The organism is Flavobacterium stagni (assembly GCF_004122105.1).
GTDB classification, from domain to species: domain Bacteria; phylum Bacteroidota; class Bacteroidia; order Flavobacteriales; family Flavobacteriaceae; genus Flavobacterium; species Flavobacterium stagni.
The window spans coordinates 14,035-40,214 of sequence record NZ_SBKN01000007.1; the positions used below are offsets into that span (position 1 = coordinate 14,035).

The following is a 26,180-nucleotide window of genomic DNA, read 5'->3' on the forward strand; positions in this document are numbered from 1 at the left end:
ACTTAAGCGTTTTTTTTCTACATTTGATTTCGACTTGGGTATGGAAAATCAAAAAGAAGTGTGAATACATTCTAAAATTTGATTTTGCCTATGAATAAGTCATTACGCAAACTGTACACGACCGGAAAAGGAATTTTAATTGTACTCTTTTTGATGTACAATCAAGTTATTTCGGCACAATGTCCAACAGTAACCAACTCCAGCCAAACTTTTTGTAATACGGAGTCGCCCACAATTGCCAATTTATCGGCAACGGATAATGGGGGAGGAGTCGCATGGTTTAGTTCGACCACTTCAACTACTCCCTTGAGTTTATCAACGGGTCTAACGAATGGCGCTACCTACTATGCTGATAATTCAGCTGGTAATTGTGGTACTCGTCAACCTGTTACGGTAACTATTTTTGCTGCTCCTACTGGACAGAATTTCCAAGGTGTTTGTGTGGATGATCCCAATCAAGCAACAATTGCAAATTTGATTGCCATTGGGAATAATATACAATGGTATACTACTTCCTCAGGTGGAACTCCATTACCTACAACCACTGTTTTGGTGGATAATACCATTTATTATGCAAGTCAGACCAATCCCAATACGGGTTGTGAAACCTCTCGTTTAGCAGTCTTTGTAACAGTTGGTGTTGTTCCTGTGCCTACAGGTCCTGCTTTACAATCGTTTTGTTTAAATGGGAATACTCCAACTATTGCTGATTTACAAGCTAGTGGGACCAATAATTGGTATTCAACGATTTCGTCAGCAGTAATTTTAGATCCTAATACACCCTTAGTTGATGGTGAAAATTATTATGCTACGACATTGGATCCGCCTTGTGAGAGTGTCAATCGCTTGGAGGTAACAGTTCAATTGTTGCAACCCAATAATGCGGGTACGGATGGTGCTTTTGCCGTTTGTTCCAATGATTTGGCAACAAATCCAATTCGAAATTTATTTAGTTTCTTAGGGGGTACTCCGCAAAATGGAGGAACATGGACGGGTCCGTTACCAACAACTAATGGAGATCAAGGTACGGTTAATATTTCCACATTAACGGCTGCGGGAAGTCCGTATGTTTTCACCTATTCAATTTCCAATGCAGCCTGTCCAACGGATACTGCAACAGTAACCATAACGATTTCTAATCCTGTAAATGCAGGTAATGATGCATCAACTACGGTTTGTTCAAACAATGCACCGTTTAATTTATTTACATTATTGGGTGCAGGGGCACAGTCAGGTGGTACATGGTCTCCTGCATTAGCTAGTGGAACCAATACTTTCAATCCTGCTGTAGATACTTCAGGAACCTATACCTATACGGTTACAGGTACGCCCGGATGTCCTAATGATACGGCAACAGTTACGGTAACGGTTAATCAAGCTTCTAATTCAGGAACAAATGGCAATGTTGCGGTTTGTGCTGTCGGACCTTCAGTGAATTTATTCAATAGTTTAGGGGGAACACCACAAGCAGGGGGAACCTGGTCACCCGCCTTAGCGAGTGGAACAGGGGTTTTTAATCCTTTAGTAGATGCCCCGGGAACATACACGTATACTGTGACAGGGATAGCTCCTTGTGCCAATTCTAGTTCGACTGTAACAGTGACCATTACTCCTGCAACTACACCTACATTTACACAAGTGGCGCCCATCTGTCAAGGCGGAACATTAGCGGCTTTGCCTACTACATCGAATAATGGTATTCCAGGAACTTGGTCTCCCGCATTGAATAACAATGCAACGACTACCTATACATTTACACCAAGTGCAGGTCAATGTGCGAACAATGCTACCATGACCATTACAGTAAACCCGAATGTAACGCCAACGTTTACACAAGTAGCGCCTATTTGTCAAGGCGGAACGTTAGCGGCTTTACCAACGACATCGAATAACGGAATTACAGGTACGTGGTCTCCCGCATTAAACAACAATGCCACTACAACGTATACGTTTACACCAACAGCAGGTCAATGTGCCACAACGGCTACGATGACCATCACAGTGAATCCGAATGTAACGCCAACGTTTACGCAAGTTCCGCCTATTTGTAGAGGAACTACTTTATCACCATTGCCTACTACTTCAAATAATGGGGTAACAGGAACATGGTCGCCAGCCTTAAATAATAACAATACAACAACCTATACATTTACACCTTCAGCGGGTCAGTGTTCCACCACAACCACGATGACAATTACGGTGAACCCGAATGTGACACCCACGTTTACGCAAGTGGCTCCGATTTGTCAAGGCGGAACGTTAGCAGCTTTGCCAACGACTTCGAACAACGGAATAACAGGAACGTGGTCTCCAGCATTAAACAACAATGCCACAACAACCTACACATTTACTCCAACTGCAGGTCAATGTGCGACTACCGCTACCATGACCATCACGGTGAATCCAAATGTAACACCTACGTTTACCCAAGTAGCGCCAATTTGTCAAGGAGGTACGTTAGCGGCATTACCAACAACATCCAACAATGGAATAACAGGAACTTGGTCTCCAGCATTAAACAATAATGCGACAACAACGTATACGTTTACACCAACAGCAGGTCAGTGTGCCACTACGGCTACCATGACCATCACGGTGAATCCGAATGTAACACCTACGTTTACGCAAGTGGCTCCTATTTGTCAAGGCGGTACGTTAGCAGCTTTACCAACAACTTCGAATAACGGAATCACAGGAACGTGGTCGCCTGCATTGAATAACAATGCAACGACAACCTACACGTTTACCCCAAGTGCAGGTCAGTGTGCAACAACGGCTACGATGACCATCACGGTGAATCCAAATGTGACACCTACGTTTACCCAAGTAGCTCCAATTTGTCAAGGCGGTACGTTAGCGGCTTTGCCAACGACTTCGAATAACGGAATTACAGGGACTTGGTCTCCCGCATTGAATAACAATGCCACAACAACCTATACGTTTACACCAACTGCAGGTCAGTGTGCGACAACGGCTACGATGACCATCACGGTGAACCCGAATGTAACACCAACATTTACCCAAGTACAACCAATCTGTCAAGGCGGAACCTTAGCGGCATTGCCAACGACTTCGAATAATGGAATTACGGGAACGTGGTCGCCTGCATTGAATAATAATGCTACAACTACCTATACGTTTACACCAACTGCAGGTCAGTGTGCGACTACGGCTACGATGACTATCACGGTGAATCCGAACGTGACACCTACATTTACCCAAGTAGCTCCAATCTGTCAAGGCGGAACGTTAGCGGCATTGCCAACGACTTCGAATAACGGAATAACGGGAACGTGGTCTCCTGCATTAAACAATAATGCGACAACAACGTATACGTTTACACCAACAGCAGGTCAGTGTGCGACTACTGCCACGATGACCATCACGGTGAATCCAAATGTGACACCTACGTTTACCCAAGTAGCTCCGATTTGTCAAGGCGGAACATTAGCGGCTTTGCCAACGACTTCGAACAACGGAATAACAGGAACGTGGTCGCCCGCATTGAATAATAATGCTACAACTACCTATACGTTTACACCAACTGCAGGTCAGTGTGCGACTACGGCCACGATGACCATCACCGTGAACCCGAACGTGACGCCAACATTTACCCAAGTAGCGCCGATTTGTCAAGGAGGAACTTTGGCAGCTTTGCCAACGACTTCGAACAACGGAATAACAGGAACGTGGTCGCCTGCATTGAATAACAATGCCACAACAACTTATACGTTTACACCAACTGCAGGTCAGTGTGCGACAACAGCGACTATGACCATCACTGTGAACCCGAATGTAACACCAACATTTACCCAAGTACAACCAATCTGTCAAGGCGGAACCTTAGGGGCATTGCCAACGACTTCGAACAACGGAATTACGGGAACTTGGTCGCCTGCATTGAATAACAATTCCACAACAACCTATACGTTTACACCGTCAGCTGGTCAATGTGCCACAACCGCTACCATGACCATCACGGTGAACCCGAATGTGACACCTACGTTTACTCAAGTAGCTCCGATTTGTCAAGGGGGTATGTTAGCGGCTTTACCAACGACTTCGAATAACGGAATTACGGGAACTTGGTCGCCCGCATTAAATAACAATGCCACAACGACGTATACCTTTACACCCAACTCAACAGCAAATTGTGAAGTGACGACTACGATGACCATTGTGGTTAATCCGTTACCTAATGCTGGAAATGATGGAACGATTACATTATGTTCCAATAATGCTTCTGTGGATTTATTTACACTTTTAGGTGGAACTCCCCAAACAGGAGGGACTTGGTCGCCAGCTCTAGCAAGTGGAACAGGAGTATTCAATCCAAGTGTAGATACTTCGGGAACTTATACTTACACGGTCAATGGAATTGCACCCTGTGGTTCAGCTACTGCTACAGTAACTGTCACTGTAGTTCCAGCCCCTAATGCAGGAGTTGATGGGACAGCCACATTCTGTGCGGATAGTGCTCCTGCGGATTTATTTACCTTCTTAGGTGGAACACCTCAAACGGGAGGGACTTGGTCACCGGCTCTAGTAAGTGGAACTGGTGTTTATGATCCTTTAGTAGATACAGCAGGTGTTTATACCTATACTGTAACTGGAAGTGCACCTTGTGCAGCTGCCTTTGCAACTGCTTCCGTAACTGTAAATCCAATTCCTTTTGCAGGAAATGATGCAACTTTAGAAGTTTGTTCCAACTCAGGAATTGTCGATTTATATTTTGTTCTTGGAGGCACACCCGATGCAAATGGAACATGGTCACCAGCTTTAGCGAGTGGAACTAGCGAATTTGATCCTGCAGTTGATGCTGCTGGGACTTATACTTATACTGTAATCGGCGATGCCCCTTGTGGATCCGACAGTTCGACTTTAGTCATTACAGTTATTCAAGCTCCCAATGCCGGAACAGATGGTACTGCTAATTTCTGTGCCGATAGTGCTCCCGCGGATTTATTTACTTTCTTAGGAGGTACTCCACAAACCGGAGGAACATGGTCACCAGCATTAGCTAGTGGAACGGGCGTATTTGACCCCGCAATAGACACTGCAGGATCGTATACCTATACCGTAACAGGCACGGCACCTTGTGCAGATGCGACTGCTTCCGCTACAGTAATTGTTAATCCAATTCCGAATGCCGGAACTGACGGAACGATTACATTATGTTCTAATGCAGCTCCAGTTGATTTATATGCTAGTCTTGGAGGTAGTCCGATGACTGGAGGAACCTGGTCACCGGCTTTAGCGAGTGGAACAGGAATTTTTGATCCATCGGTCGATACAGCAGGAACATATACTTATACTGTTACAGGAATTACTCCTTGTGGTAATGATACCGCTACAGTTACCGTTACTATTATCACTGCACCTAATGCGGGTATAGATGGTACGGCTAATTTCTGTGCTGATAGCGCTCCAGCTGATTTGATCACTTTCTTAGGTGGAACACCACAAGCGGGTGGAACTTGGTCACCGGCATTAGCCAGTGGAACAGGAATATTTGATCCCGCTATAGATACTGCAGGTTCGTATACTTATACAGTTACGGGTACTGCACCTTGTTCTGATGCTACAGCTTCCGCTACTGTAATTGTTAATCCAATTCCGAATGCCGGAACAGATGGAACGATAACATTATGTTCCAATGCTACACCAGTAGATTTATTTGCAAGTCTTGGTGGTAGTCCGATGACAGGTGGAACCTGGTCTCCAGCTTTAGCTAGTGGAACAGGAACCTTTGATCCCGCTGTGGATACAGCAGGAACTTACACCTATACCGTTACGGGAATCGCTCCTTGTGGTAATGATACTGCAACAGTAACGGTAACTATTGTAACCGCACCTAATGCGGGTACAGATGGAACGGCTAATTTCTGTGCCGATAGTACTTCAGCCGATTTATTTACCTTCTTAGGAGGTACACCACAAACAGGAGGAACTTGGTCTCCAGCCTTAGCCAGTGGAACAGGTGTTTTTGATCCAGCAATTGATACTGCTGGAACTTATACCTATACGGTAACTGGAACTGCACCTTGTACTGTTAATTCGGCAACAGTTACAGTGGTTATCAATCCAATACCTAATGCCGGAAATGATGGAACCCTTTCCCTTTGTTCAGATGCTGCAGCGGTTGATTTATTCAATAGTTTATCTGGTACTCCGATGACAGGTGGGACATGGACTCCAGCGTTGGCAAGTGGTACGGGAATCTTTAACCCCGCTGTGGATACGGCAGGAACCTATACTTATACGGTTACAGGAATCGCCCCTTGTGGCAATGATACAGCTACTGTTACTGTAACCATCATCTCGGCACCTAATGCAGGTACAGACGGTACGGCTAATTTCTGTGCCGACAGTGCGCCTGCCGATTTATTTACTTTCTTAGGGGGTACGCCTCAAACCGGTGGTGTTTGGTCACCAGCCTTGGCCAGTGGAACCGGTGTTTTTGACCCCGCGTTGGACACTGCAGGGGCTTATACCTATACGGTAAACGGAATTGCTCCATGTTTTACAGGTTCGGCAAGTGCCACAGTAACGGTGAACCCAATTGCTAATGCCGGACAAGATGGCACATTAACACTATGTGCGAATGCTACCCCAGTTGATTTATTTACGAGTTTAGGCGGAACACCTCAAACAGGTGGTACATGGACTCCTGCTTTGGCTAGTGGAACTGGAATCTTTAATCCAGCTGTGGATGCCGCTGGAACGTATACCTATACTATTACAGGAATTGCTCCGTGTGGAAATGATACAGCTACAGTTAATGTGACGCTAACACCGGGACCAAATGCTGGTTCAGACGCCACAGTAACTTTGTGTGCGAATGCAACTCCATCGGATTTATTTACTGCACTTGGTACAACAGCACAAACAGGGGGGACATGGTCGCCACCGTTAGCAAGTGGAACTGGTGTATTTAATCCAGGATTGGATCCAGCTGGTCAGTATACTTATACCGTTGCAGGTACAGGTACTTGTAACGCGGATACTGCAATAATTACGGTGAATTTAACTCCACCACCAAGTTTTGGCCCAGGTACAATTACAGCTGTAAATAGTTGTCAAAATTCGGCTGTTGTGGTATCAATAACAGGAAGTACATTGGTTGACGGATCGTACACTTTTAATTATAGTGTTACCAATGCAACACCATCTACAGGAACATCAACTACAGTAGTTATAACATCAGGAAACGGACAATTCACAATTCCTGGATCGTATTTCCAAACTCCAGGAGCAGTGACTATAACCTTAGATGCAGTGACAGCTATCAATGGAAATTGTACAACCTCCAATATTGGCACAACAACTACAATTACAATTTTACCTTTACCGACACTATCTAGTGCTTCGGTAACGGTAAGTTCAATTTGTTTGGGCAGTGATGCCATGGTAATCATTGCTGGTGCAACAACATTGGCGAATGGAAACTATACATTAACCTACCAACTTTCAGGTGCGAATGCATCTACGACAAATGTGAATGTATTAATTAATAATGGAGGGGGAAGTTTTACAATTCCTGCCGCAGCATTAATCGCTTCAGGAACGAATCAATTGACCATTACGGATATTATTTCACAAGTTACAACGTGTGGAAACAGTACGTTGAATTTTACAGCAGTTAGTTTTACCGTTGAAAATTCTGCTGAGCCTACTTTAACTGGAAGTGCTACCTTCTGTAACGATGCCAATGCAACAATAGCTGAATTAACTGCTCAAGTTTCAGGTAATGGAACGATTGTTTGGTACAACACCTCAAGTGGTGGAACGGCTTTAAATGCAGCAGACTTACTACAAGACGGAATTACGTATTATGCTGCAGCAGTATCGGCTTTAGGTTGTGAAAGTACACGATTAGCGGTTACTGTTATTTTGGAACAATGTTTACCAGATGCTATTATTATTCCCGATGGATTTTCACCCAATAACGATGGTGTCAATGACGAGTTTGTGATTAAAAATATCATTGAGAATTACCCGAATTTCTCTATCGAGATATTTAACCGATACGGTAATGTATTGTTTAATGGAAACCGAAACAATCCAAATTGGAATGGTAAGTCTTCTGAGGGAGCCAACATGGGTAATGGTTACGCTCCAGCCGGTGTATATTTTTACATATTGAATTTTAACGATGGTTCACGAGCTCCTATTCAAGGCCGTCTTTATTTAAGTAGATAATTGGATACGTATGAAAAGAAATGTTTTAAAATATATTATTCTCGCAGGTATACTGCTTTGTGCTCGTAAATCTCAGGCACAACAAGATCCACAGTATACGCAGTATATGTATAACATGAGTGTGCTCAATCCCGCTTATGCTACGGATGATGAAGATCTAATTAATTTAGGAGGATTGTACCGCGCGCAATGGGTGGGCTCTGTAGGCGGACCTACCACAGGGACATTTTTCGCGCATGTTCCGTTGAAAAAACGGATGGAAGCGGGGATGTCCGTTATCCACGATCAAATTGGGGATGTAGTAAAAGAAAGCAATGTATTTGCTGACTTTGCGTATGTATTGCCCGTAAGTGAGACGCATAAATTGTCCTTTGGTTTAAAGGCGGGTGCAACCTTCTTTAGCACCAATTTTAATGGATTTGTATATTCCGATCCTTTGCCCGATCAAGCTTTTGCCAATAATTTGAGTCGCACCTATCCCAATGTAGGGGTAGGAACCTTTTATTTTGGGGATAAATACTATGTGGGTTTATCAGCTCCTAATTTACTTCGAACCAAACATTTGGAATCCAAAGATGGATTGACACGAACAGGGGTAGAGGAAGTGCACTATTTCTTAACCGGTGGTTATGTATTTGAGATTAATGATCGATTCAAATTCAAACCAGCTTTTATGGCTAAAGGAGTTTCAGGAACCCCATTATCGTTTGATGTAACAGCCAATGTTTTGTACAATAATATGTTGGAAATGGGTGTAGGATACCGTGTAGGCGATGCCTTAAGTGGATTGGTTAATTTTAGAATTACCCAAAATCTTCGCATCGGGTATGCTTATGATTATACCCTCAGTAATTTGGGCCGATTCAATTCGGGTTCCCATGAAATTATGGTTTTGTTTAACCTGAGTAAATCCGGTAGCAACAGTGCCGGTAATGGATATGATAAATCACCACGTTTCTTCTAATCGGATCACTATGAAAAAATTATATGTATTTGTAGCCTTGTGCTCCGTTCTGATTGCTTCTGCTCAGAAAAAACCATCCGTTAAGTTTGCGAATAAACTGTTTGCCAATAAATCCTATGTTCAGGCGGCTGAAATGTACAGTACCTTAAAGCCCAATCGTGTGATTTTGCAAAATATGGGGGATTGCTATTTTTATAATGCTCAAATGGATGCCGCAGTTAAAAATTACGGTCAACTCTTTTTTCAATACAAAGATTCGGTTACCCCTGAATATTATTTTCGTTATGCGCATGCTTTAAAAGCAATTAAAGATTACGAAAAAGCAGATAAAATCATGGGGGAATACTTAAAATACGAAGTGAATACCCAGTTGTTTATTGAAAACCTTCGCAATATCGTTCCCTTTGATTATGAATTGCAACTCATGACTAAAACCAATGATACTGGGGATTTCGGACTTTCCTTTTACAAAGAAGGTAAAGTTGTTTTTGCTTCGTTGCGTTCAGCGGAATCGTCTATGTACGGTTGGAACAACAAACCCTATTTGGACTTGTTTGAAGCTACGGTGAACAAAGACAATCAATTGGAAAACATCATGCCTTTTCCCAAATCAATCAATACCAAAACCCACGAAAGTAATGCCGTGTTTTCGGCCGATGGAAAAATTATGTATTTCAGTCGGACCAATGATAAACGAGTGAAAGTGGGTGATGATAAATTTGCTTCTGTAAAAATTTTCAGAGCAGAATGGATCGATAATGATTGGAAAAATGTCACCGAATTGCCTTTTTGTAGTGCCGAATTTTCAACACAACATCCGTATTTGACTCCCGATGGCAAAAAGTTATACTTTTCCAGTGACCGTCCCGGTGGGTTAGGGTCGTTCGACTTGTATTATGTAGATGTGAAAGAGGACGGTACGTATAGTGAACCTGTAAATTTAGGTGAGGTTATCAATACACCCCATTTGGAACAGTTTCCCTTTGTGACTAGTGACGGTACGTTATATTTTGCCTCCAACGGACACGAAGGTATGGGTGGTTTAGACATTTACATGACCAAAATGGCGGATGGAAAATGGATGAAACCGTTGGATTTAGGGGAAACCATCAATAGTGGTTATGATGATTTTGGTTATGTGTTAAATGAAAAAACACAAGATGGCTATTTGTCTTCTAATCGCAAAGGTTATGATAACTTATACAGTTTCAAACGTAAAGATAACGAGCGTCGCTATATTGTTGAAGGTGATGTGAAAGATAAAGTGACCAAACAGTTGTTGCCTGGAACGCAAATCAGTCTGTATGATGAAAACGACGTTTTGGTCGGACAAATGGTTGTGGGTTCCAATGCAGAATATTTCTTCAATACCAAACCTAACAAAAAATACCGAATCGAAGCCATTCGTGATTTATATATTCCCCACAGCGAATTTTTCATGACCGATCAGGAAGGTAATGTACGATTTGAAATTGAATTGATTGTAGAATCCTATGATGATGCTGAAGATATTGTAGTAACCAAAACCGACGGTTACGTATATATTGAATTGGAGAATATCTATTTCGATTTAAACAAATGGGATATCAAACCCGATGCCGCTAAAATATTAGATGTACTCGTTGGATTAATGAAAAAATACCCCCGTATGGAAATTCAAATTGGTGCGCATACCGATTCCCGTGCTACAGAAACCTATAATTTAATGCTGTCGAATAATCGTGCTGCTTCAACATTAGAGTATATTGTAAGCCAAGGTGTAGATAGAAATCGTTTACGTCATAAAGGATTTGGTGAAAGTATGCCGCTCGTGAAATGTGGTGATAATTGTACTGAAGCCGAACACTCCATCAATAGACGATGCGAATTTAGAATCTTGAAATAATTAAAATAAAAAAGCCGGAAGTATACTTCCGGCTTTTTTGTAAAATTAGAGTGTGAAACCCATAGACAACTCTATATAGATGTAATCTATGGTTGTGTAATAAAACCACTCAAATTTAGGCTTATTCTTACGATTTTAATTATTGTAAAAGTTCAAAAAATATAGCTAAAAGTTCAATTTTTGTCCAATTGAAATTGTTTGGGTGTAATACCGTATTTCTGTTTGAACGATTGGGTAAAACTGGATAAACTTTCATATCCCACTTTATGGTAAATATCACTCGGGCGTTCTTTTTCTCGAACCAATAATTCACGCGAGCGCTCCAAGCGTTTTTCTTGGATCCAACGGCTGGGCGATGTATTGAAAATACGTTGAAACTCCCGTTTAAAAGTCGATAAACTCATGTGACATAGAAAAGCCAATTCTTCTAAGGATAATCGGGCATACACATGTTTCTCAACAATGTTTCGTAAACGGCGTTCGGCATCTAATTTTCTTGATGTACTGCTTTTATAAATCGATAAAGCTTTTGGTCCGTATTTTTGAGCAATATACAACAGCAATTCCTCTAATTTATGTTCGATAAAATCAGGACCAATCGCATTCCCCGTTTCATTAAGTAAACTCATCGACGTACTGTAACTCTCAATAAATTCGTCAGTTTTGAGTACCATTACGGATTTGTCCGGAACTTGTCCGTCAAAATACTGGGGGTATTTCATCTCAAATCGGAGAAGAAACTGGTCGTTAAAAAATAACAATACACTCCGAAACTGATGCTCTTTGGATAAATGCTCCGACATCAAACAGTTCCCATTTTTGACCAAAATAAAATGTTTGGCATCCACAATTTGCGTGGTATTGTTGTGGGCTAATTCCTTTTTGCCTTCCAAAATCAAACTCACCACATTGTGATGTAAAGTGATTTTAGTTTTGGTATGCGCTTCTTGTACGTTGTAATTTAAACTTACTACATCGGGTACCGAAAGGTCTGGATTGATGAATACGTGCGGCAGTTCGAGTCGGTTCATGGATTTTATTTTTTAGCAATATAGAAAATAATGCATTTTAAAGACCAAAAAAAATCCCGAAAAGCTCGGGATTTTGTATTATTTCAATTTTGCAAAGGTATTGGGTTTGGCTTCGTGCATAATTTCGTACACCTTTTCAAAGATATCTTCAACTGAAGGTTTTGAAAAATAATCCCCATCTGTACCATAAGCAGGTCGGTGGGCTTTAGCAGCCAACGTTTGTGGCGCACTATCCAAATATTGATAGCCTTTTTGAACTTCAAGTATCTCTTGTAAAATATAGGCACTCGCTCCGCCTGGAACATCTTCATCAATTACCAAAAGACGATTGGTTTTGGCCAAACTCTTCACGATGTCGTGATTCAAGTCAAAAGGCAATAACGATTGAATGTCAATAATTTCACAGCTAATTCCAACCGCTTCCAATTCATTAGCCGCCTGCTCTACCAAACGCAAAGTGGACCCGTAAGAAACCAAGGTGATGTCGGTTCCCGTTTTTAGGGTTTCAACAACCCCAATAGGCGTTTTGAATTCACCTAAGTTCGTTGGCATTTTTTCTTTCAAACGATACCCATTCAAACATTCCACAATCAATGCGGGTTCGTCTTTTTCCATTAATAAATTATAAAAACCGGCGGCTTTGGTCATGTTTCTGGGAACCAAGACATGGATACCGCGAATAGCATTGATGATCATTCCCATGGGCGATCCCGAATGCCAGATGCCTTCTAAACGGTGACCGCGTGTACGAATAATTAACGGTGCTTTTTGACGACCTTTTGTGCGGTATTGTAGCGTGGCTAAATCGTCACTCATGATTTGAATGGCGTACAGCAAGTAATCCAAGTACTGAATTTCAGCAATCGGACGAAGACCGCGCATGGCCATTCCAATTCCTTGCCCTAGAATGGTTGCCTCACGAATCCCCACATCGGCTACCCGTAATTCACCATATTTTTGTTGCATTCCTTCCAAACCTTGGTTCACATCGCCAATATTCCCCGAATCTTCCCCAAAAATCAAGGCTTCTGGATATTTGGCAAACAAGGCATCAAAATTATCACGCAAAACCAAACGGGCATCGACTTCTTCAGCCGATGCATCATAGGTCGCCGCAACAGCAGTGCCTGACAATGCATTATTTGAAGATGCTGAAAATAAATGCGAACTGTATTTGGGTTGGATTTTTTCAGTGTAAGAAGCAATCCAATTATTTATAATCGTTTGTCCGTTTTCGCCAATTACCATTCGCACAACTTTTCGCGCGGTGGTAATGATGTCTTTACGAATGGGTTCTTTGATCGAAGCCAAGTCGTTGGCCATTTTTTCAATAAAAACTTGGTTGGCGCTACCTGAAGCTACTGTTGCTAGCAATTCGCAAAGTTCTTTTTGCTCGGCTTTAATCGGGTTGATAAACGCAGACCAGGCAGCTTTTTTACCTTCTAAAACCTCTTTTTTGGCTTGTTCATCAATGGCATCCAATTCTTCCGCTGTCGCTAAATTGCTTTCAATCATCCATTGGCGCATCTGATTCAAACAATCAAATTCACTTTCCCACGCCAAACGATCGGCGTTTTTGTAACGTTCGTGACTACCCGATGTCGAGTGACCTTGCGGTTGAGTCAATTCTTGCACATGGATTAACACCGGAACATGTTCGGTGCGCGCAATAGCAGCCGCTTTTTGATAGGTATCTACTAAAGCGGGGTAATCCCAACCTTTAACAGTAAACAATTCATAGCCCGAACCGTTTTCTTCACGTTGAAATCCTTTTAATATTTCAGAAATACTTTCTTTGGTGGTTTGGTAACGAGCATGCACAGAAATCCCGTATTCATCATCCCAAACACTCATGACCATCGGCACTTGTAATACACCTGCCGCATTGATGGTTTCAAAGAATAAACCTTCAGAAGTCGAAGCGTTTCCAATGGTTCCCCAAGCGACTTCATTTCCATTCACCGAAAATTTATCTTGTTGAATGCCTTCTACATGACGGTAGATTTTAGACGCTTGCGCCAAACCTAACAAACGGGGCATCTGACCCGCCGTTGGCGATATATCGGAACTTGAGTTTTTTTGTTGGGTCAAATTTTTCCATTGCCCGTTTTCATCTAAAGAATGTGTGGCAAAGTGACCGCCCATTTGGCGACCTGCACTCATAGGATCAAAATCCAAATCGGTATGACCGTACAATCCGGCAAAAAACTGTTCAATGTTCAAAGCCCCAATAGCCATCATAAAAGTTTGGTCCCGGTAATAACCCGAACGGAAATCCCCGTTTTGAAAGGCTTTGGCAAGAGCCAACTGCGGTACTTCTTTACCGTCACCAAAAATTCCGAATTTTGCTTTTCCGGTTAACACCTCTTTTCGTCCCAGTAAACTGCATTCACGGCTTACTCGGGCTAGGGTATAATCTTGAATCACTTCCGATTTAAAATCTTCAAAAGTAATTTCCACTTTAGGTTGAGTTTCTGTCATAGAATTTGATCAATACTGTGCAAGTAACAAATTTATATAATTTCTACATAGCTTGGTTAGTCTGTTGATAATTATTTTTTAAACTATCCTCAAAATAACCGTTGTATTTTAAGTTTTTATTTTGTTTTATCTAAAAAAAACAATGAAACGATGCGATATGTAAATTTATTTTGTCGATTTAGAACCATTTTCGAGTAAATAGCCCCAATAATGATTTAGGATTAATAGTAATCACAAATCGGATACGTTCCCCATAATTTTTTTGTCCAATATCCCAACCATTGCTTGAGTAAACCGGGAAATAGAGTTCGAAATAATCGGTTACTAAATTCAATCGAATTCCGCTATCCATTTTAAACTCCGGATTTTCGCCTTTGTCTTTTAGCATACCAAAATCGGCATAGGCTTCAATCCAATTCCAAATACTCCCGCTAATATTGGTAGAAACCAACCAATGATTGGCCAATTGTTCGGTAAAACGCGATTTAAATCCACCTTCGGCAGTGATGTATTGTTGTCTAAAAAATCCGGTATTTTCTGAACGTCCCAAAAAAGAATAATCAAACATATAATCTGTCGGGCGTTCTAACGCAAAGCTGTAATAGTCGCGGGTGTCTTTGTTGTTCAAAAAGACGCCACCGTAAAATCGAATGTTCAATTGGCGGTTGTTTTGAAACAATTGACGGTAGACCAATTCCCCAGAAGTTTTGATAAACTGGGACGAAAATTGCCAATCGGAACTGTAGGTGAATGTTTTGGTAATGGTCGAATTGGCATCGGTAAATCGTAAATTGAATACCGAATAATTATTGGCACCCGTAGTCACCACATAATTACTAGGTTGGCGGTTCACATACACTTGACGGGCATTCAAGTACATCATGTGATTCTCTCGGAAATTTTTTTCCCGAATTCGAATGTTCACAAACGGCGTTAATTTTTCATATGTAGCATCCGGAGCATATCGAAAATGACTGCCCCCAATTCCGTAGCGCAAGGAATACAAGCGGCCTTCACGAATGTAATTGTTAAACATCACATTAAAACTGCCCGACAAAGAGGACGAAGTTGTCGAATAGGAGGGAATAGCCTCAATGATAAACGGTTTGTCCAAAACGGTTTTGTTGTTCAAACTCATTCCTAAAATTACTCCATCGTAATAATTATACCCAAAAACAGGCATGTACATAATTTGATTAAAATACGGATCTTCCAAATCACGGAACAAGCGTAACTTTATGGGACGATTCGAAATGATAAAGGGTTTTAAGGATTTCCAGTTGTTACGTTGGTTGTATTCAGGAACTAAATTTTCATAGTTCAAAACAATTTTATCGGCGTCTTTGCGGGGCAACGTATACAAACTATCTTTTCCAATGGGGGTAATCCATTGCTTGAAAACCACTTCTTTTTTCTTGATTCCATAAACCGGAATCGGTACCGATACCTGGGTGCGATTCATGAGTCGGAACGACACACTGTCTTTGGTTTTTTGAACATCTTCAAACTTGTAATCGATGATTTCACGTGACTGGATAATCGTTTTGAAAAACCAATCCAAAGGTTGCCCAACATTACGTTCTAAGATTTGTTGAAAGTCCGATGCCGTTACCGGTCGTTGTTGTGCTTCTGTCACAAAAGCGGCAATACTCTGGTCCAAACTACTTTTTCCTAAAAATTCTGCCAAATATTTAAAACTGAGTCCGGCACGGTATTTCGAAGCAATTTTTTCATTGAACTTCAACAATTTATCTTTGGAATCGCCCAAGGGTTGGTCCAAATTCTTCCGAGCCATCAGCATGTAGAAATAACTGTATTGCTCGTTAAAATCCAAAGAAAGAATTTTGTACCCTTTTAGTAATTTAATTTTTCCCAGCGCCCCCATCATTTTGGCATCGGGATAATGTTCATCGATGTATTCCATCATCAAATACACCTGAATGGCATCAAACAACCAATTGTCTTTTCGAGGATCCAGTTGCAAAGTGGTTTTCAAACGATTGTACAAATACGTTTTTAGAAATTTCAATTCGTACACAAAATCATCTGGAAAAGGGCGGATGAAATTGGGCAACTGATTCAGGCCATAAAACGGATTAACTTCATAATCACTTTGGGTTACCGTGATTTTTCCAATGGGTGATTCGCCCAAATGTGCGGTGACAAAATTTTGAATTTTCTCAACCAATAATGCCTTTTGAATGTCGTTGATGCGACGGTCATTTAGGTTCGTTGTAATTTCTAATTTCTCATTATTGAAACTCAGGTATTCCCGCTCTTTGGTCAAATACAAGTGAATTTGCAGTCGGTTTTTGCCCCTAAATTCATATTCCGTATCCGAATAGGAAAGCTGCTCCAAGTCGCTGATAGCTGTATAACCCTGCGGACGAATGCGCAAATCAACGGTCATTGGAGCATTGGCGGCATCGTCAATATTTAAATTGCTATAGAGCAGAAAAGTACCGTTTTGCTGCATAACAGGATGCAATAGCCATTGTTTCAAAAACAGTTCACCCGCGTCATTGAAGCCGTAGCCTGTAAATTTTTTATCGGGTAATTTTAAAAAATAGGACAAGTCTAAGTGAACACTAGCGCCAGCCGCCAATGGTTCGGACAACTTTATGGCCACAATATCGGGATGATTGGCAGGTCGGTTCCAATCCAATAAGGATTTTTTGTCATCAATAACAGTTAACGTATGGGTTTGGCCCCGTTCTTTTTCGGTCGCCACGTGAAAACTGCGCACAAATTCATCGGCAAATCGGTCGGCAAGCGGCGTCGATCGGTCCGAATAGGCATTGTTCCAATCGTTTAAGTAAATGGTGGTAAGCGGTTGTTTTGTAGTGTTGACAAAAGTAAGTTCCTGGTACACATTCAAAGTTTGTTTTTCAGGGACATAGTCTACCGTGAGTTTGGAGTAATGCTGCGCATTGAGCCATAGCGGCAACCACAAGAGTAGAGCGGTGAAATTTAACTTACTTTTCAAGTTTCGATTGGGGTTTAAAAAGGCTATCCAAAACCACTTGCGTGAATTTGTATGCCCCGTCTTTATTCATGTGACCGCAGGTCGAAAAATACTTGTCTTCGGTTACGGCATTTTCAAAGTTAAGAATTTCGGGGTAAACCTTTTTAATCTGATCGAAATATTCTCGGTTAATTGTTTCAGTACAAATGGGAGTAGTCATAGCAATGAGTCGAATCCCATGTTGAGCACAAAGGCGTTTAATTTTTTCGTAGGCAATGTTGCGCTTCGGACTGTATTTTTTTAAATCGGCGGGAACCAAAGGATGTTGGTTTTGAAACAATGGATAAAATCCGTCGTTATCCAATTGATTGGTGGGTTCTTGCTTCAAAGTTTTCCACATTTCTCGAAAACCCGTACGCGCATCATAATGCATGTAGCGGTAAAACGGAATGTACAGTAAATAGGGATATTCCTCAATAGTTTGGTAGTAATTTCGAATGGTCTCCGACTGATGTAAATAGGGCATGAATAAAGAACGAATCGCTTCCGAATGGTCGTTGGTATTGATGTTCAAATCCACTTGAAGTATCAAGGTCTTGATTTTGTAATGGCGCTCAATCATGAGTTCCAACATCAAGGCCGATTCCTCCAAACGCGAGCGGGTGAGTCCGAAATTGTAGGATTTTAATCCCGCTTTGTTAAAGACTTCAGGTACAAAATGATTGTTGACCCGCGACGAACCCAAAAAGACGACATCGTAGTGCAAGTCTTTGGAATCATAGAGGTAACTGATTTTGTTGCGTTTTACCGAACTGTTTGTGTACACCGAAGTATATAAGGCATCCAGGGCAATTAAGGTGATGATTCCCAATCCGATGATTTTCAATAAAAAGAGGACAAACTTTTTCATTAGAATTGGAAATAAATAAAGTTCTTATAATCGGAATAAACACCTAATGCCAATAATGCTGCCAAGCATAGACTCAATTTGACCCAACTCCAGCGGCCAGAAATCGGTTCGATACGGTACCGGTGTACCCATTCAAATCCCACAAAAACGACCAATAACGCCAATAGTTCATAATTGTATCGTTCGATAGCAAAATATTGAACTTGGAATTGACCATTGGTAAATAAACGTTTGAGGTATTCCAAGGCTTTGGAAAGGGATTCGGCGCGAAAGAAAACCCAAGCCAAACAACTCAACGCAAATGTTATCAAGATGTTGAATACAGTTTGCACCGATTCCCAATCGGGTCGGAGTACGATTTCATCCACATTTTTGCGGTTGCGGTTGAGTAAGAGTAAGGGTAAAAAATACAACGCATTAATCAACCCCCAAATAACAAAAGTCCAATTGGCTCCATGCCAAAATCCGCTGACCAAAAAGATGATGAACGTATTGCGAATGCGCATAGCTTTGCCGCCCGAATTCCCGCCCAACGGAATGTATAAATAATCCCGAAACCATGAGGATAAGGATATATGCCAACGGCGCCAAAACTCGGCAATGTCTCTCGAAAAATAAGGGTAATTGAAGTTTTTCAACAAATCGATGCCAAACAATTTCGATGTCCCCAACGCGATATCGGAATAGCCGGAAAAGTCACCATATATTTGAAACGCAAAATACACAGCACCTAAAATCAGTGAAAGGGAGTTCATCGACCCCGCATGATTGAAGATTTCATTGGCATAATTGGCACACGAATCGGCAATGACAATCTTTTTTACCAATCCCCAAATGATTTGAAAAACGCCTTCTTTGGCTTTTTCAAAGTTAAAATCGCGTCTCACTTTTAATTGCGGGAGTAGGTGGGTGGCGCGCTCGATCGGACCTGCAACAAGTAGCGGAAAATAACTCACAAACAAGGAATAATCCACAAAATTCCGCTCGGCTTTAATTCGTCCGTAGAAAATGTCAATGATGTAGGACAATCCGTGAAAAGTATAAAATGAAATCCCTACCGGCAATATAACATCCAATACATAGGGGTGGACTTGAAACCCAAATCCGGATAGTAACGCTGCAAAGGAAGTGGCAAAGAAATTATAGTATTTGAAAATCCCCAAGAATCCCACGTTGATGCCCACGCACAACCATAACCAACGCAGTTTGCCCGCACGGGAATCTTGTTTTTCAATCAATAAAGCACAACTGTAATCGAGTAATGTTGAGAATATTAATAAGAACAAAAACTTCCAATCCCAACAGGCATAAAAGTAATAACTCGCCAAAATCAAGAGCAGATTCTGTCCCTCACGACGGCGACCGCCAATTACCCAATACAGGATAAAGACTATCGGTAAAAACGCCGCAAAATGGAAAGAGTTGAAATACATTTTAGTAATTAGTTTTCAGTCATCAGTCATCAGTCAACAGTCAACAGTTGTCAGTCAACAGTCAACAGTTGTCAGTCATCAGTCAACAGTTCTCAGTTATTCGTCTACAAAATTGGAGATTTCCCACTGATTACTGAGCTCTGTATACTGAGCTCTGTATACTGTACACTGAACTCTGCCCCCTGAAACCGCGTGCAAAAGTACGCTATTTGTTCACTTCGACCAACGACAATAAAAAAAATCCAACAGCGGGACTATTGGATTTTTGTATCAAACTGTTTTTTTAGAAGTTCGGACTCAAATTGTACTTCTTGTAGAAGTTGTCGAGGGCTTCCACCACTTCGTCTTCGGTGTCGACCACTTTGATTAAGTTCATGTCTTCGGGATTGGCGTTGTGGTATTTCTCAATAATCACCGATTTAATCCAGTCGAGTAGTCCGGACCAGAATTCGGTTCCCACCAAAATAATTGGGAACTTTCCAATTTTCTTCGTTTGAATCAAGGTAATCGCTTCAAACAATTCGTCCAACGTTCCAAATCCGCCGGGCATCACCACAAATCCTTGCGAATATTTGACAAACATTACTTTTCGAACAAAGAAATAATCAAAATTCAAGTTTTTATCTTTGTCGATATACGGATTGAAATGTTGCTCAAACGGCAATTCGATGTTTAAACCTACTGAAGTTCCACCGCCAGAATGCGCTCCTTTATTTCCCGCTTCCATAATACCGGGTCCGCCACCAGTAATAACACCGTAACCGGCTTTACTGATTTTGTAAGCAATGCGCTCGGCCAATAAATAGTACTTATGATCCGGTTTGGTTCGCGCCGATCCAAAAATCGATACACAAGGACCAATGCGGGCCATGGTTTCGTAACCGTTTACGAATTCGGACATGATTTTGAAAATCGCCCAAGAATCGTTGGTGCGAATTTCGTTCCAGGTTTTTTGTTTTAGCTTATCCTGGATGCGTTCATCTTCATTTTTGTAATCGTCAAATGCCATATTGCTGAATGGTTTTTTATTTTATTTTTTTGGAGCTATTTCCGGTCTTCGCCAGTCGCTTCCCTTCGGGCGAGCTCCAACAATGGCTCAACCCGGGCTAAAAAAAAGCGTGCTAAGATACGACTTTATTTTGTTTAAGGAAGTGAAAATTTTAGACCTAAAAAAACCGGCCTTGCGACCGGTTCCCCTCTTTAACTATGGATTTACTAAAATCGCATAAATTTTCTTTCGAATTTGGTACTCGTCCATCTCGTCGACTTGTGCGACTTGACGCTGTAGGGTTTGGAAAATTTCTTTGTACTGCTCGAGGTTGTCAAGATACAACCCTTCGTTTAGCGTGAAATCCAATTGCCATCCTAAATATTCAAGGAGCAACTGATTGCTTCCATGGTGTTCCATCGCTTCTGAAATGGCATGAAAGATGTCTAAAAAATGCACGGCATCGCATTCCTCAAAAGGATCCAAAACAATGAACAAAACATAACCACAAAGGTTTTTGTACTGCCCTTGTTTCAAGTCTTGTAAAATTGCTTTGAAATACGTTGTTTTAATCTTTTCCCGATGTTGACTGAACATATTGTACAGATGAACATTCATTTCAGGAAAAGGCGTGTAGTGCACGGGGTCCATTTTCTCCAGGAAATCCTGGGCCTTAACAATGAAATTGTGGTTAATTTCAAAATCCTTGTACGTCATAGTTTCTAAATTGGGGCTTAGTAGAACAAACATAAGAAAAGTTCTACAATTTTGTAATACGAAATTCTACGTATTTGTCCTATTTAACATTTGTTTTTTCACCCTATTTCAATAGGAAAAAACCTATTTGATTGTAAATCATTGGATTTGTTGACTTGGTTACTCAATTTTTATTGTTGATAAAATTTCTTAATAACTTTTACACGGCTTGGGTTAAACAAAATAGGGGACTTCTATTTTTGTAACCAACCAATAACTAACCAGCCAAATATGGGTGCTTTTGTCATCAGTAAACGACTTAATGGAGATTATAAATTCATATTTGCCTCACGCAGAGGGAAAACCGTGTTCACGAGTATCGCTTGTAAACAAAAAGCGGATTGCGAACGGATGATTGCCGGTATCAAAGAAAATACCGATTGGTTTACGTTTACTAAAATAAAAGCGAGTGGGGGAAAGTTGTTTTTTCGTTTGTCCAAGGACGGATTGGTATTGGCAACGAGCCGCAAGTTTACAACCGAACGCTTATTGCAAAAAGGAATTGATGAAATTGTGCGAAGTGTAGCTTCCGCCGAAGTGTTGGATTTTTCTGAATTAGAAACGGTTTTTCCTACTGAAGAAGAAGTGTTTGGAATGCCTGAAGCGTCTTGATAAGTTACTCCAATATTTAGGTCAGATCGCTTGCCCAAACGTCAAAAGGTTGTGATCAGGATCCAATAGCGAAAATTCCCGCTGTCCCCACGCTTTCGTTTCCAAAACACCATTGGGATGAATCGGTGTGTTTTTGGATAAGTATTCGTTGTATAACGCATCTATTGCTGTTGTACGAAGGTACAATTGACCGTCGTTTTCTTTGGGATTTAATGTCTCATGAAGAAAAAAATGGAGTTCATGGCTGTCACGTTCCAACATTAAATAATAAGGGTAAAAAGCATTTCCCAACTCCCGAAACCCCAACAATTGGGTATAAAAATCCAAGGTGACTTGGCGGTTTCGCATCGGGAGTTTGGAAATAACAGCAGTAATCATAATTTATGCATTTTCTTCCGTTTCCACTACTCGGAACGAAAATTTGAATCCTTCGTACATGGCAATTCCATAGAAAAGAAGATCAATCGGACTAAAAGCTTCCATCATCGCTTCGGGGATTAATCCAAAGTCAATAAAACTTAAGGCATCAAAATAGCCAACGCCTAATTCTTGAGCTACAAATCCGATTAAACTGAAAACATTACCCAAAACACATCCTATTAAGGCGAGTAATGCTCCCGTAATACCGAATTTTAATTCCAACCCTTTTCCTAAAAAGCGATTCGCAAATCCGACCATGAGTCCGATCGCTAATGCCATATACCCAATTTGATGTTCGGTAGCTACAGTAACTACAGCCCATAAAATAGCGCCAACTAATGCGGCACCCAGAGCCCCTAAGGTTCCCATCAAATAATTTTGCTCTTGTTGTAAGGCTTCTAGATCAATTGTAGCTACCGCAGAAGTTTCTTGAATTTCTTCAACGGGTTGTATTTCTGTTGCATGACCTTGTAATTCATTTCCATTGTCAACAGTTTGTTCGTTTTGGTTTTCTTCCATGTTTGTAGTTTGATTATTGGTTAGCTTTCTATAGTGATACTTAGTATTTTTCCATTCTTGTCTACGGTAATGACCAATAGATAATCGGTTTGTTCTGGGTCTAAGGAATAATCAAAAACCGCATAATATTCTGGTGAATTGGGAAAAATACCGATGCGTTTTAAACGGGTCATTTTTAGAAATTGATCCGATTTTCCGTTGATAAGTTCACTATGAAATTCAAAATAGTCCCTGACCATATTTTTGGTTCCCGATTGAATGTCCGTTTTGAATTGTTGACAAAATTGGTTGTCCCAAGTGTCTATTTGTGCAATAAAGGCATTGATTTGCTGTAATTCTTCGGCATTGGTTTGGGGATTGTCAAAATAAATATCCAAGACAATGGAGCGTTGATTGACAACCCAACTTCTTTGGTATTCCTGTTGATCCGGATGGGTGAAGTCTGCTTTTTCAAATCCTTTTACCAAAGGCAGTCCCGATTGCGCTTGTACTTGAAGTAGTAGCCAAAAAAAGAGAAAAGTCGTTTTATGCATAGCCGCTGAATGGCGTTTAAATTATTTTCAATAAATATAAAAAAAAGGAATCAATATCGATTCCTTGGTTTAAATTTTTATCAACTTCCCTTTTAATATGGGTATCGAGTCACCGGGCAATTCCATTTGAAAATACCAAAATGTATCTTGTTTTTTTACCAGTCGGATAAAGGGTTTGGGTTCTTTTAGTACACTTTCAGGTATATTTTCGGACGAGATAGGAAACGTATAACCAGGGATTCTGAAACAATGGTCAGGGAGCCACTCTACGGTAGTTTCCAGCGGACTACCGCCGTTGTAAAAGGTACATTTTTCGCCTGAAATCACTATTTTCAATTCGGGATTAATTTCATCGGCAGGTCCGTCATCGACGATTTGATAGGTGCCATTTTCAAGCCAAGCTGTTTGGGCAAATAGGATTCCCTGGGTGAAGAGCATAAATAGGAGGGTAATTCGGAAAGTCATACGTTTTATATTATAAAAGCACAACGCAAAATCCCAACGTAAATTGCTTAAGGAACAAACCGACCTACGGTACGTTTACAATTTGTTTCGTTAGAAAAGTAGTTGGATTTTTGACAGGATAGTTCGTACGAAGTGCCGTCGTATAACAGTTCGGGCGCACAATTAGACACCCCCTCGCAAATAATAAAATTCGTTAATGCTTGGTAGGTAAAGTCATCGGAACTTCCCAACATGATTTGATTTCCTTTTTGTACCAACCATTTGTAAAAGATGCGTTGTCCCTTTTCGGATTTCAATTCCAAAAACAAAAGCGATTCTTGAGACCGAGTATTTTTTTCTTCGGCTAAGGCAATTTGAGTGAAGGGAGACGAACTGGGTCCAACAAGAGTATTGATTTGTTCCCTCAAATCCGTTTTGTTGACTTCCCAAATGAAATGTTGGTTTTCATCGAAATGACCGAGGACTAAAGGTTTTGATAAATCCAAAGTATTTTGTCCAGTGACCAACAAAGCGGCATGAAAGAATAAAAGAAGGCACCATTTACGCATAGCCGTATGGGTTAAGTTAATTTCGCTCCACTTGCATCCATTCGTAAATTCCTAAAAGAAAAAGCCATAGTGCCAATAGGAAAGCAACAAATCCATTGCGTGTGATGTTCAGTACAATCAACGCAATAATGGCCATGCCAATAATGACAGAAATGGCACCTGTCAAGGTGCGAATGCTAGGATTGGGTTTTAGACTACGAATGTCTGAATATCCGCTGTATCCCAATAGCATACAATACATGAGAATTACTAAATTGGCGATAAATTCAAAGCTTTGTATTCCAGTTTCTAAAGTAAATAAGCTATACATGCTTCCGAGTCCGGCAATTGCTAGAAGGAATTTTGTGATGATCCAAAACAAAAAAGTCTGATGATAAAAATGCTTCATGGCTTTTAACCGTACAATCGGAATTGTTCATTTTTGTAACTGCAAAATTAAACTTTTTTTAATGTAATCGGAATGGAATTGCGTATTTCCTAGTTGTCATTTCGCATTTTTGAACTTTTTACTAAAAATTTTGAATCGATTTTTAATTTTTGTTAAAGGATTGCTTTTAAAGTCGCTATAAAATTAGATTGCTGATCAATAAAAACACTATGCGAACATTGTGTCCAATAATACAGCTGTTTCTCAGGTAAGAGTTGTTCCAGTTTTTTAATTTGTGCCTCAGAATACAACCCGTCTTCTTGTCCATAAAATCCGTAAACAGGCATTTTTTTCTCCACCAATTGCTTGATGTTTTCTGTTAAATCTAAGGTTGTATACTGATCATTTTTAGCAAATCCTAAAGGCGCCTCTTGGGTCATTTGTCCGCCCCATTTCGTCAATTCGGGTTGCGTTTTCATGTTGGCATACAGTGCTTTTGCTTCGTCGGTGGGTTGTTTCGGACTGTAAAATCCGTTCCTCATGGCATGCATAAAACAGTAGGAAGCATACATCATGGAGGTTTTGTCCATTTCTTGTAAAAGTCCCAAGTACTTCAAATTAGATATATCATTCTTGGTTTCATAAATGGTTTTGCAACGCGCAATGATTTGGGTAAACGATTCTTGCAAGGAAACAGGCGCTCCAATTAATACCACCGAATGCACCAATTCGGGATGAATACGCGCAAATTTGACGGCAAGAATTCCCCCAAAACTATGCCCGAGTAAATGGACTTTTGACACTTTATATTGCTCCATGATCGTTTGAATGTCGGCACCCGCTTCTGCCAGCGAATACTCGGCATTGGGATCGGTACTGCGCCCTTCACCTCGACGATCATAGACAATCACATAAAACCCTTGGTCGGCTAAACGCTGGGCGGTAGTAAATTCAAAACTCGCACTGTTGTATCCGGGACCGCCGTGCAAAAACAACAACGGTTTATCTTGTGGATTGCCAAAGGCTTTGGTATAAAGTGTTTGTGCGTAAAGGCTCACCGTGAGTAACAGGAGCACCAATGTATATCTCGTTTTTTTCATA

At 41.0% G+C, this 26,180-nt stretch carries 18 protein-coding genes; 4 read left to right on the forward strand and 14 right to left on the reverse strand.

The window, feature by feature from the left end:
• Positions 1-90 precede the first annotated feature (90 nt).
• Genes EQG61_RS11215 through EQG61_RS11225 form a run of 3 tightly spaced genes read left to right on the forward strand, consistent with a single transcriptional unit; the run spans position 91 to position 11,051 of the window.
• The gene (locus tag EQG61_RS11215) at positions 91-8,202 is read left to right on the forward strand and encodes a gliding motility-associated C-terminal domain-containing protein (RefSeq protein ID WP_129462035.1); all 8,112 of its coding nucleotides are present in this window, start codon (positions 91-93) and stop codon (positions 8,200-8,202) included.
• Positions 8,203-8,212: 10 nt separating this feature from the next.
• Positions 8,213-9,166 carry a PorP/SprF family type IX secretion system membrane protein gene (locus tag EQG61_RS11220; protein WP_129462036.1) on the forward strand — a complete coding sequence of 318 codons (954 nt, stop codon included), beginning with the start codon at positions 8,213-8,215 and terminating at the stop codon, positions 9,164-9,166.
• Positions 9,167-9,176: 10 nt separating this feature from the next.
• Positions 9,177-11,051: an OmpA family protein gene (locus EQG61_RS11225; protein WP_129462037.1), complete on the forward strand. Its 1,875-nt coding sequence runs from the start codon at positions 9,177-9,179 to the stop codon at positions 11,049-11,051.
• Positions 11,052-11,224: 173 nt separating this feature from the next.
• Here the strand turns inward: EQG61_RS11225 and EQG61_RS11230 are convergent, their stop codons facing one another.
• From EQG61_RS11230 to EQG61_RS11260, 7 genes are all read right to left on the reverse strand, one after another.
• Positions 11,225-12,082 (reverse strand): helix-turn-helix transcriptional regulator, encoded by an 858-nt coding sequence (locus EQG61_RS11230; RefSeq protein ID WP_129462038.1) that lies wholly within the window; start codon positions 12,080-12,082, stop codon positions 11,225-11,227.
• 78 nt (positions 12,083-12,160) lie between these two features.
• Positions 12,161-14,563, reverse strand: coding sequence for an alpha-ketoacid dehydrogenase subunit alpha/beta (locus EQG61_RS11235; RefSeq protein WP_129462039.1), 2,403 nt, complete (start codon positions 14,561-14,563; stop codon positions 12,161-12,163).
• A gap of 178 nt (positions 14,564-14,741) precedes the next feature.
• Entirely contained in the window at positions 14,742-17,549 is a 2,808-nt protein-coding gene (locus tag EQG61_RS11240) for a gluzincin family metallopeptidase (protein WP_235829061.1), read from the reverse strand.
• Positions 17,539-18,438 carry a hypothetical protein gene (locus tag EQG61_RS11245; protein ID WP_129462040.1) on the reverse strand — a complete coding sequence of 300 codons (900 nt, stop codon included), beginning with the start codon at positions 18,436-18,438 and terminating at the stop codon, positions 17,539-17,541. The genes EQG61_RS11240 and EQG61_RS11245 overlap by 11 nt, the downstream gene beginning before the upstream one ends.
• The gene (locus EQG61_RS11250) at positions 18,438-19,871 is read right to left on the reverse strand and encodes an MBOAT family O-acyltransferase (RefSeq protein WP_129462041.1); all 1,434 of its coding nucleotides are present in this window, start codon (positions 19,869-19,871) and stop codon (positions 18,438-18,440) included. The genes EQG61_RS11245 and EQG61_RS11250 overlap by 1 nt, the downstream gene beginning before the upstream one ends.
• 283 nt (positions 19,872-20,154) lie before the next feature.
• Positions 20,155-20,880 (reverse strand): LOG family protein, encoded by a 726-nt coding sequence (locus tag EQG61_RS11255; RefSeq protein WP_129462042.1) that lies wholly within the window; start codon positions 20,878-20,880, stop codon positions 20,155-20,157.
• Between the two features lie 195 nt (positions 20,881-21,075).
• Complete coding sequence (locus EQG61_RS11260; RefSeq protein WP_129462043.1) at positions 21,076-21,576, reverse strand: hypothetical protein; 501 nt, start codon at positions 21,574-21,576, stop codon at positions 21,076-21,078.
• Positions 21,577-21,846: 270 nt separating this feature from the next.
• Between EQG61_RS11260 and EQG61_RS11265 the strand changes: the two genes are divergently transcribed.
• Positions 21,847-22,227: a YegP family protein gene (locus EQG61_RS11265; protein ID WP_129462044.1), complete on the forward strand. Its 381-nt coding sequence runs from the start codon at positions 21,847-21,849 to the stop codon at positions 22,225-22,227.
• 21 nt (positions 22,228-22,248) lie between these two features.
• On the opposite strand, the gene EQG61_RS11270 is transcribed toward EQG61_RS11265, so the two are convergent.
• The 7 genes from EQG61_RS11270 to EQG61_RS11300 all read right to left on the reverse strand — a co-directional run bounded on the left by EQG61_RS11270 (position 22,249) and on the right by EQG61_RS11300 (position 26,179).
• Positions 22,249-22,605: a bleomycin resistance protein gene (locus tag EQG61_RS11270; protein WP_129462045.1), complete on the reverse strand. Its 357-nt coding sequence runs from the start codon at positions 22,603-22,605 to the stop codon at positions 22,249-22,251.
• A 3-nt stretch (positions 22,606-22,608) separates the two neighbouring features.
• Positions 22,609-23,166 carry a hypothetical protein gene (locus EQG61_RS11275; RefSeq protein WP_206733886.1) on the reverse strand — a complete coding sequence of 186 codons (558 nt, stop codon included), beginning with the start codon at positions 23,164-23,166 and terminating at the stop codon, positions 22,609-22,611.
• Between the two features lie 20 nt (positions 23,167-23,186).
• Positions 23,187-23,699 (reverse strand): DUF2004 domain-containing protein, encoded by a 513-nt coding sequence (locus tag EQG61_RS11280; protein WP_129462046.1) that lies wholly within the window; start codon positions 23,697-23,699, stop codon positions 23,187-23,189.
• A gap of 69 nt (positions 23,700-23,768) precedes the next feature.
• Positions 23,769-24,164, reverse strand: coding sequence for a hypothetical protein (locus tag EQG61_RS11285; protein ID WP_129462047.1), 396 nt, complete (start codon positions 24,162-24,164; stop codon positions 23,769-23,771).
• A gap of 47 nt (positions 24,165-24,211) precedes the next feature.
• Positions 24,212-24,712, reverse strand: a complete 501-nt coding sequence (locus EQG61_RS11290) for a hypothetical protein (protein ID WP_129462048.1) — start codon at positions 24,710-24,712, stop codon at positions 24,212-24,214.
• A gap of 16 nt (positions 24,713-24,728) precedes the next feature.
• Entirely contained in the window at positions 24,729-25,100 is a 372-nt protein-coding gene (locus EQG61_RS11295; RefSeq protein ID WP_129462049.1) for a hypothetical protein, read from the reverse strand.
• 152 nt (positions 25,101-25,252) lie between these two features.
• A complete protein-coding gene (locus EQG61_RS11300; RefSeq protein WP_129462050.1) occupies positions 25,253-26,179 on the reverse strand; it encodes an alpha/beta hydrolase in 927 nt (308 codons plus the stop codon).
• Between the last annotated feature and the right edge of the window lies 1 nt (position 26,180).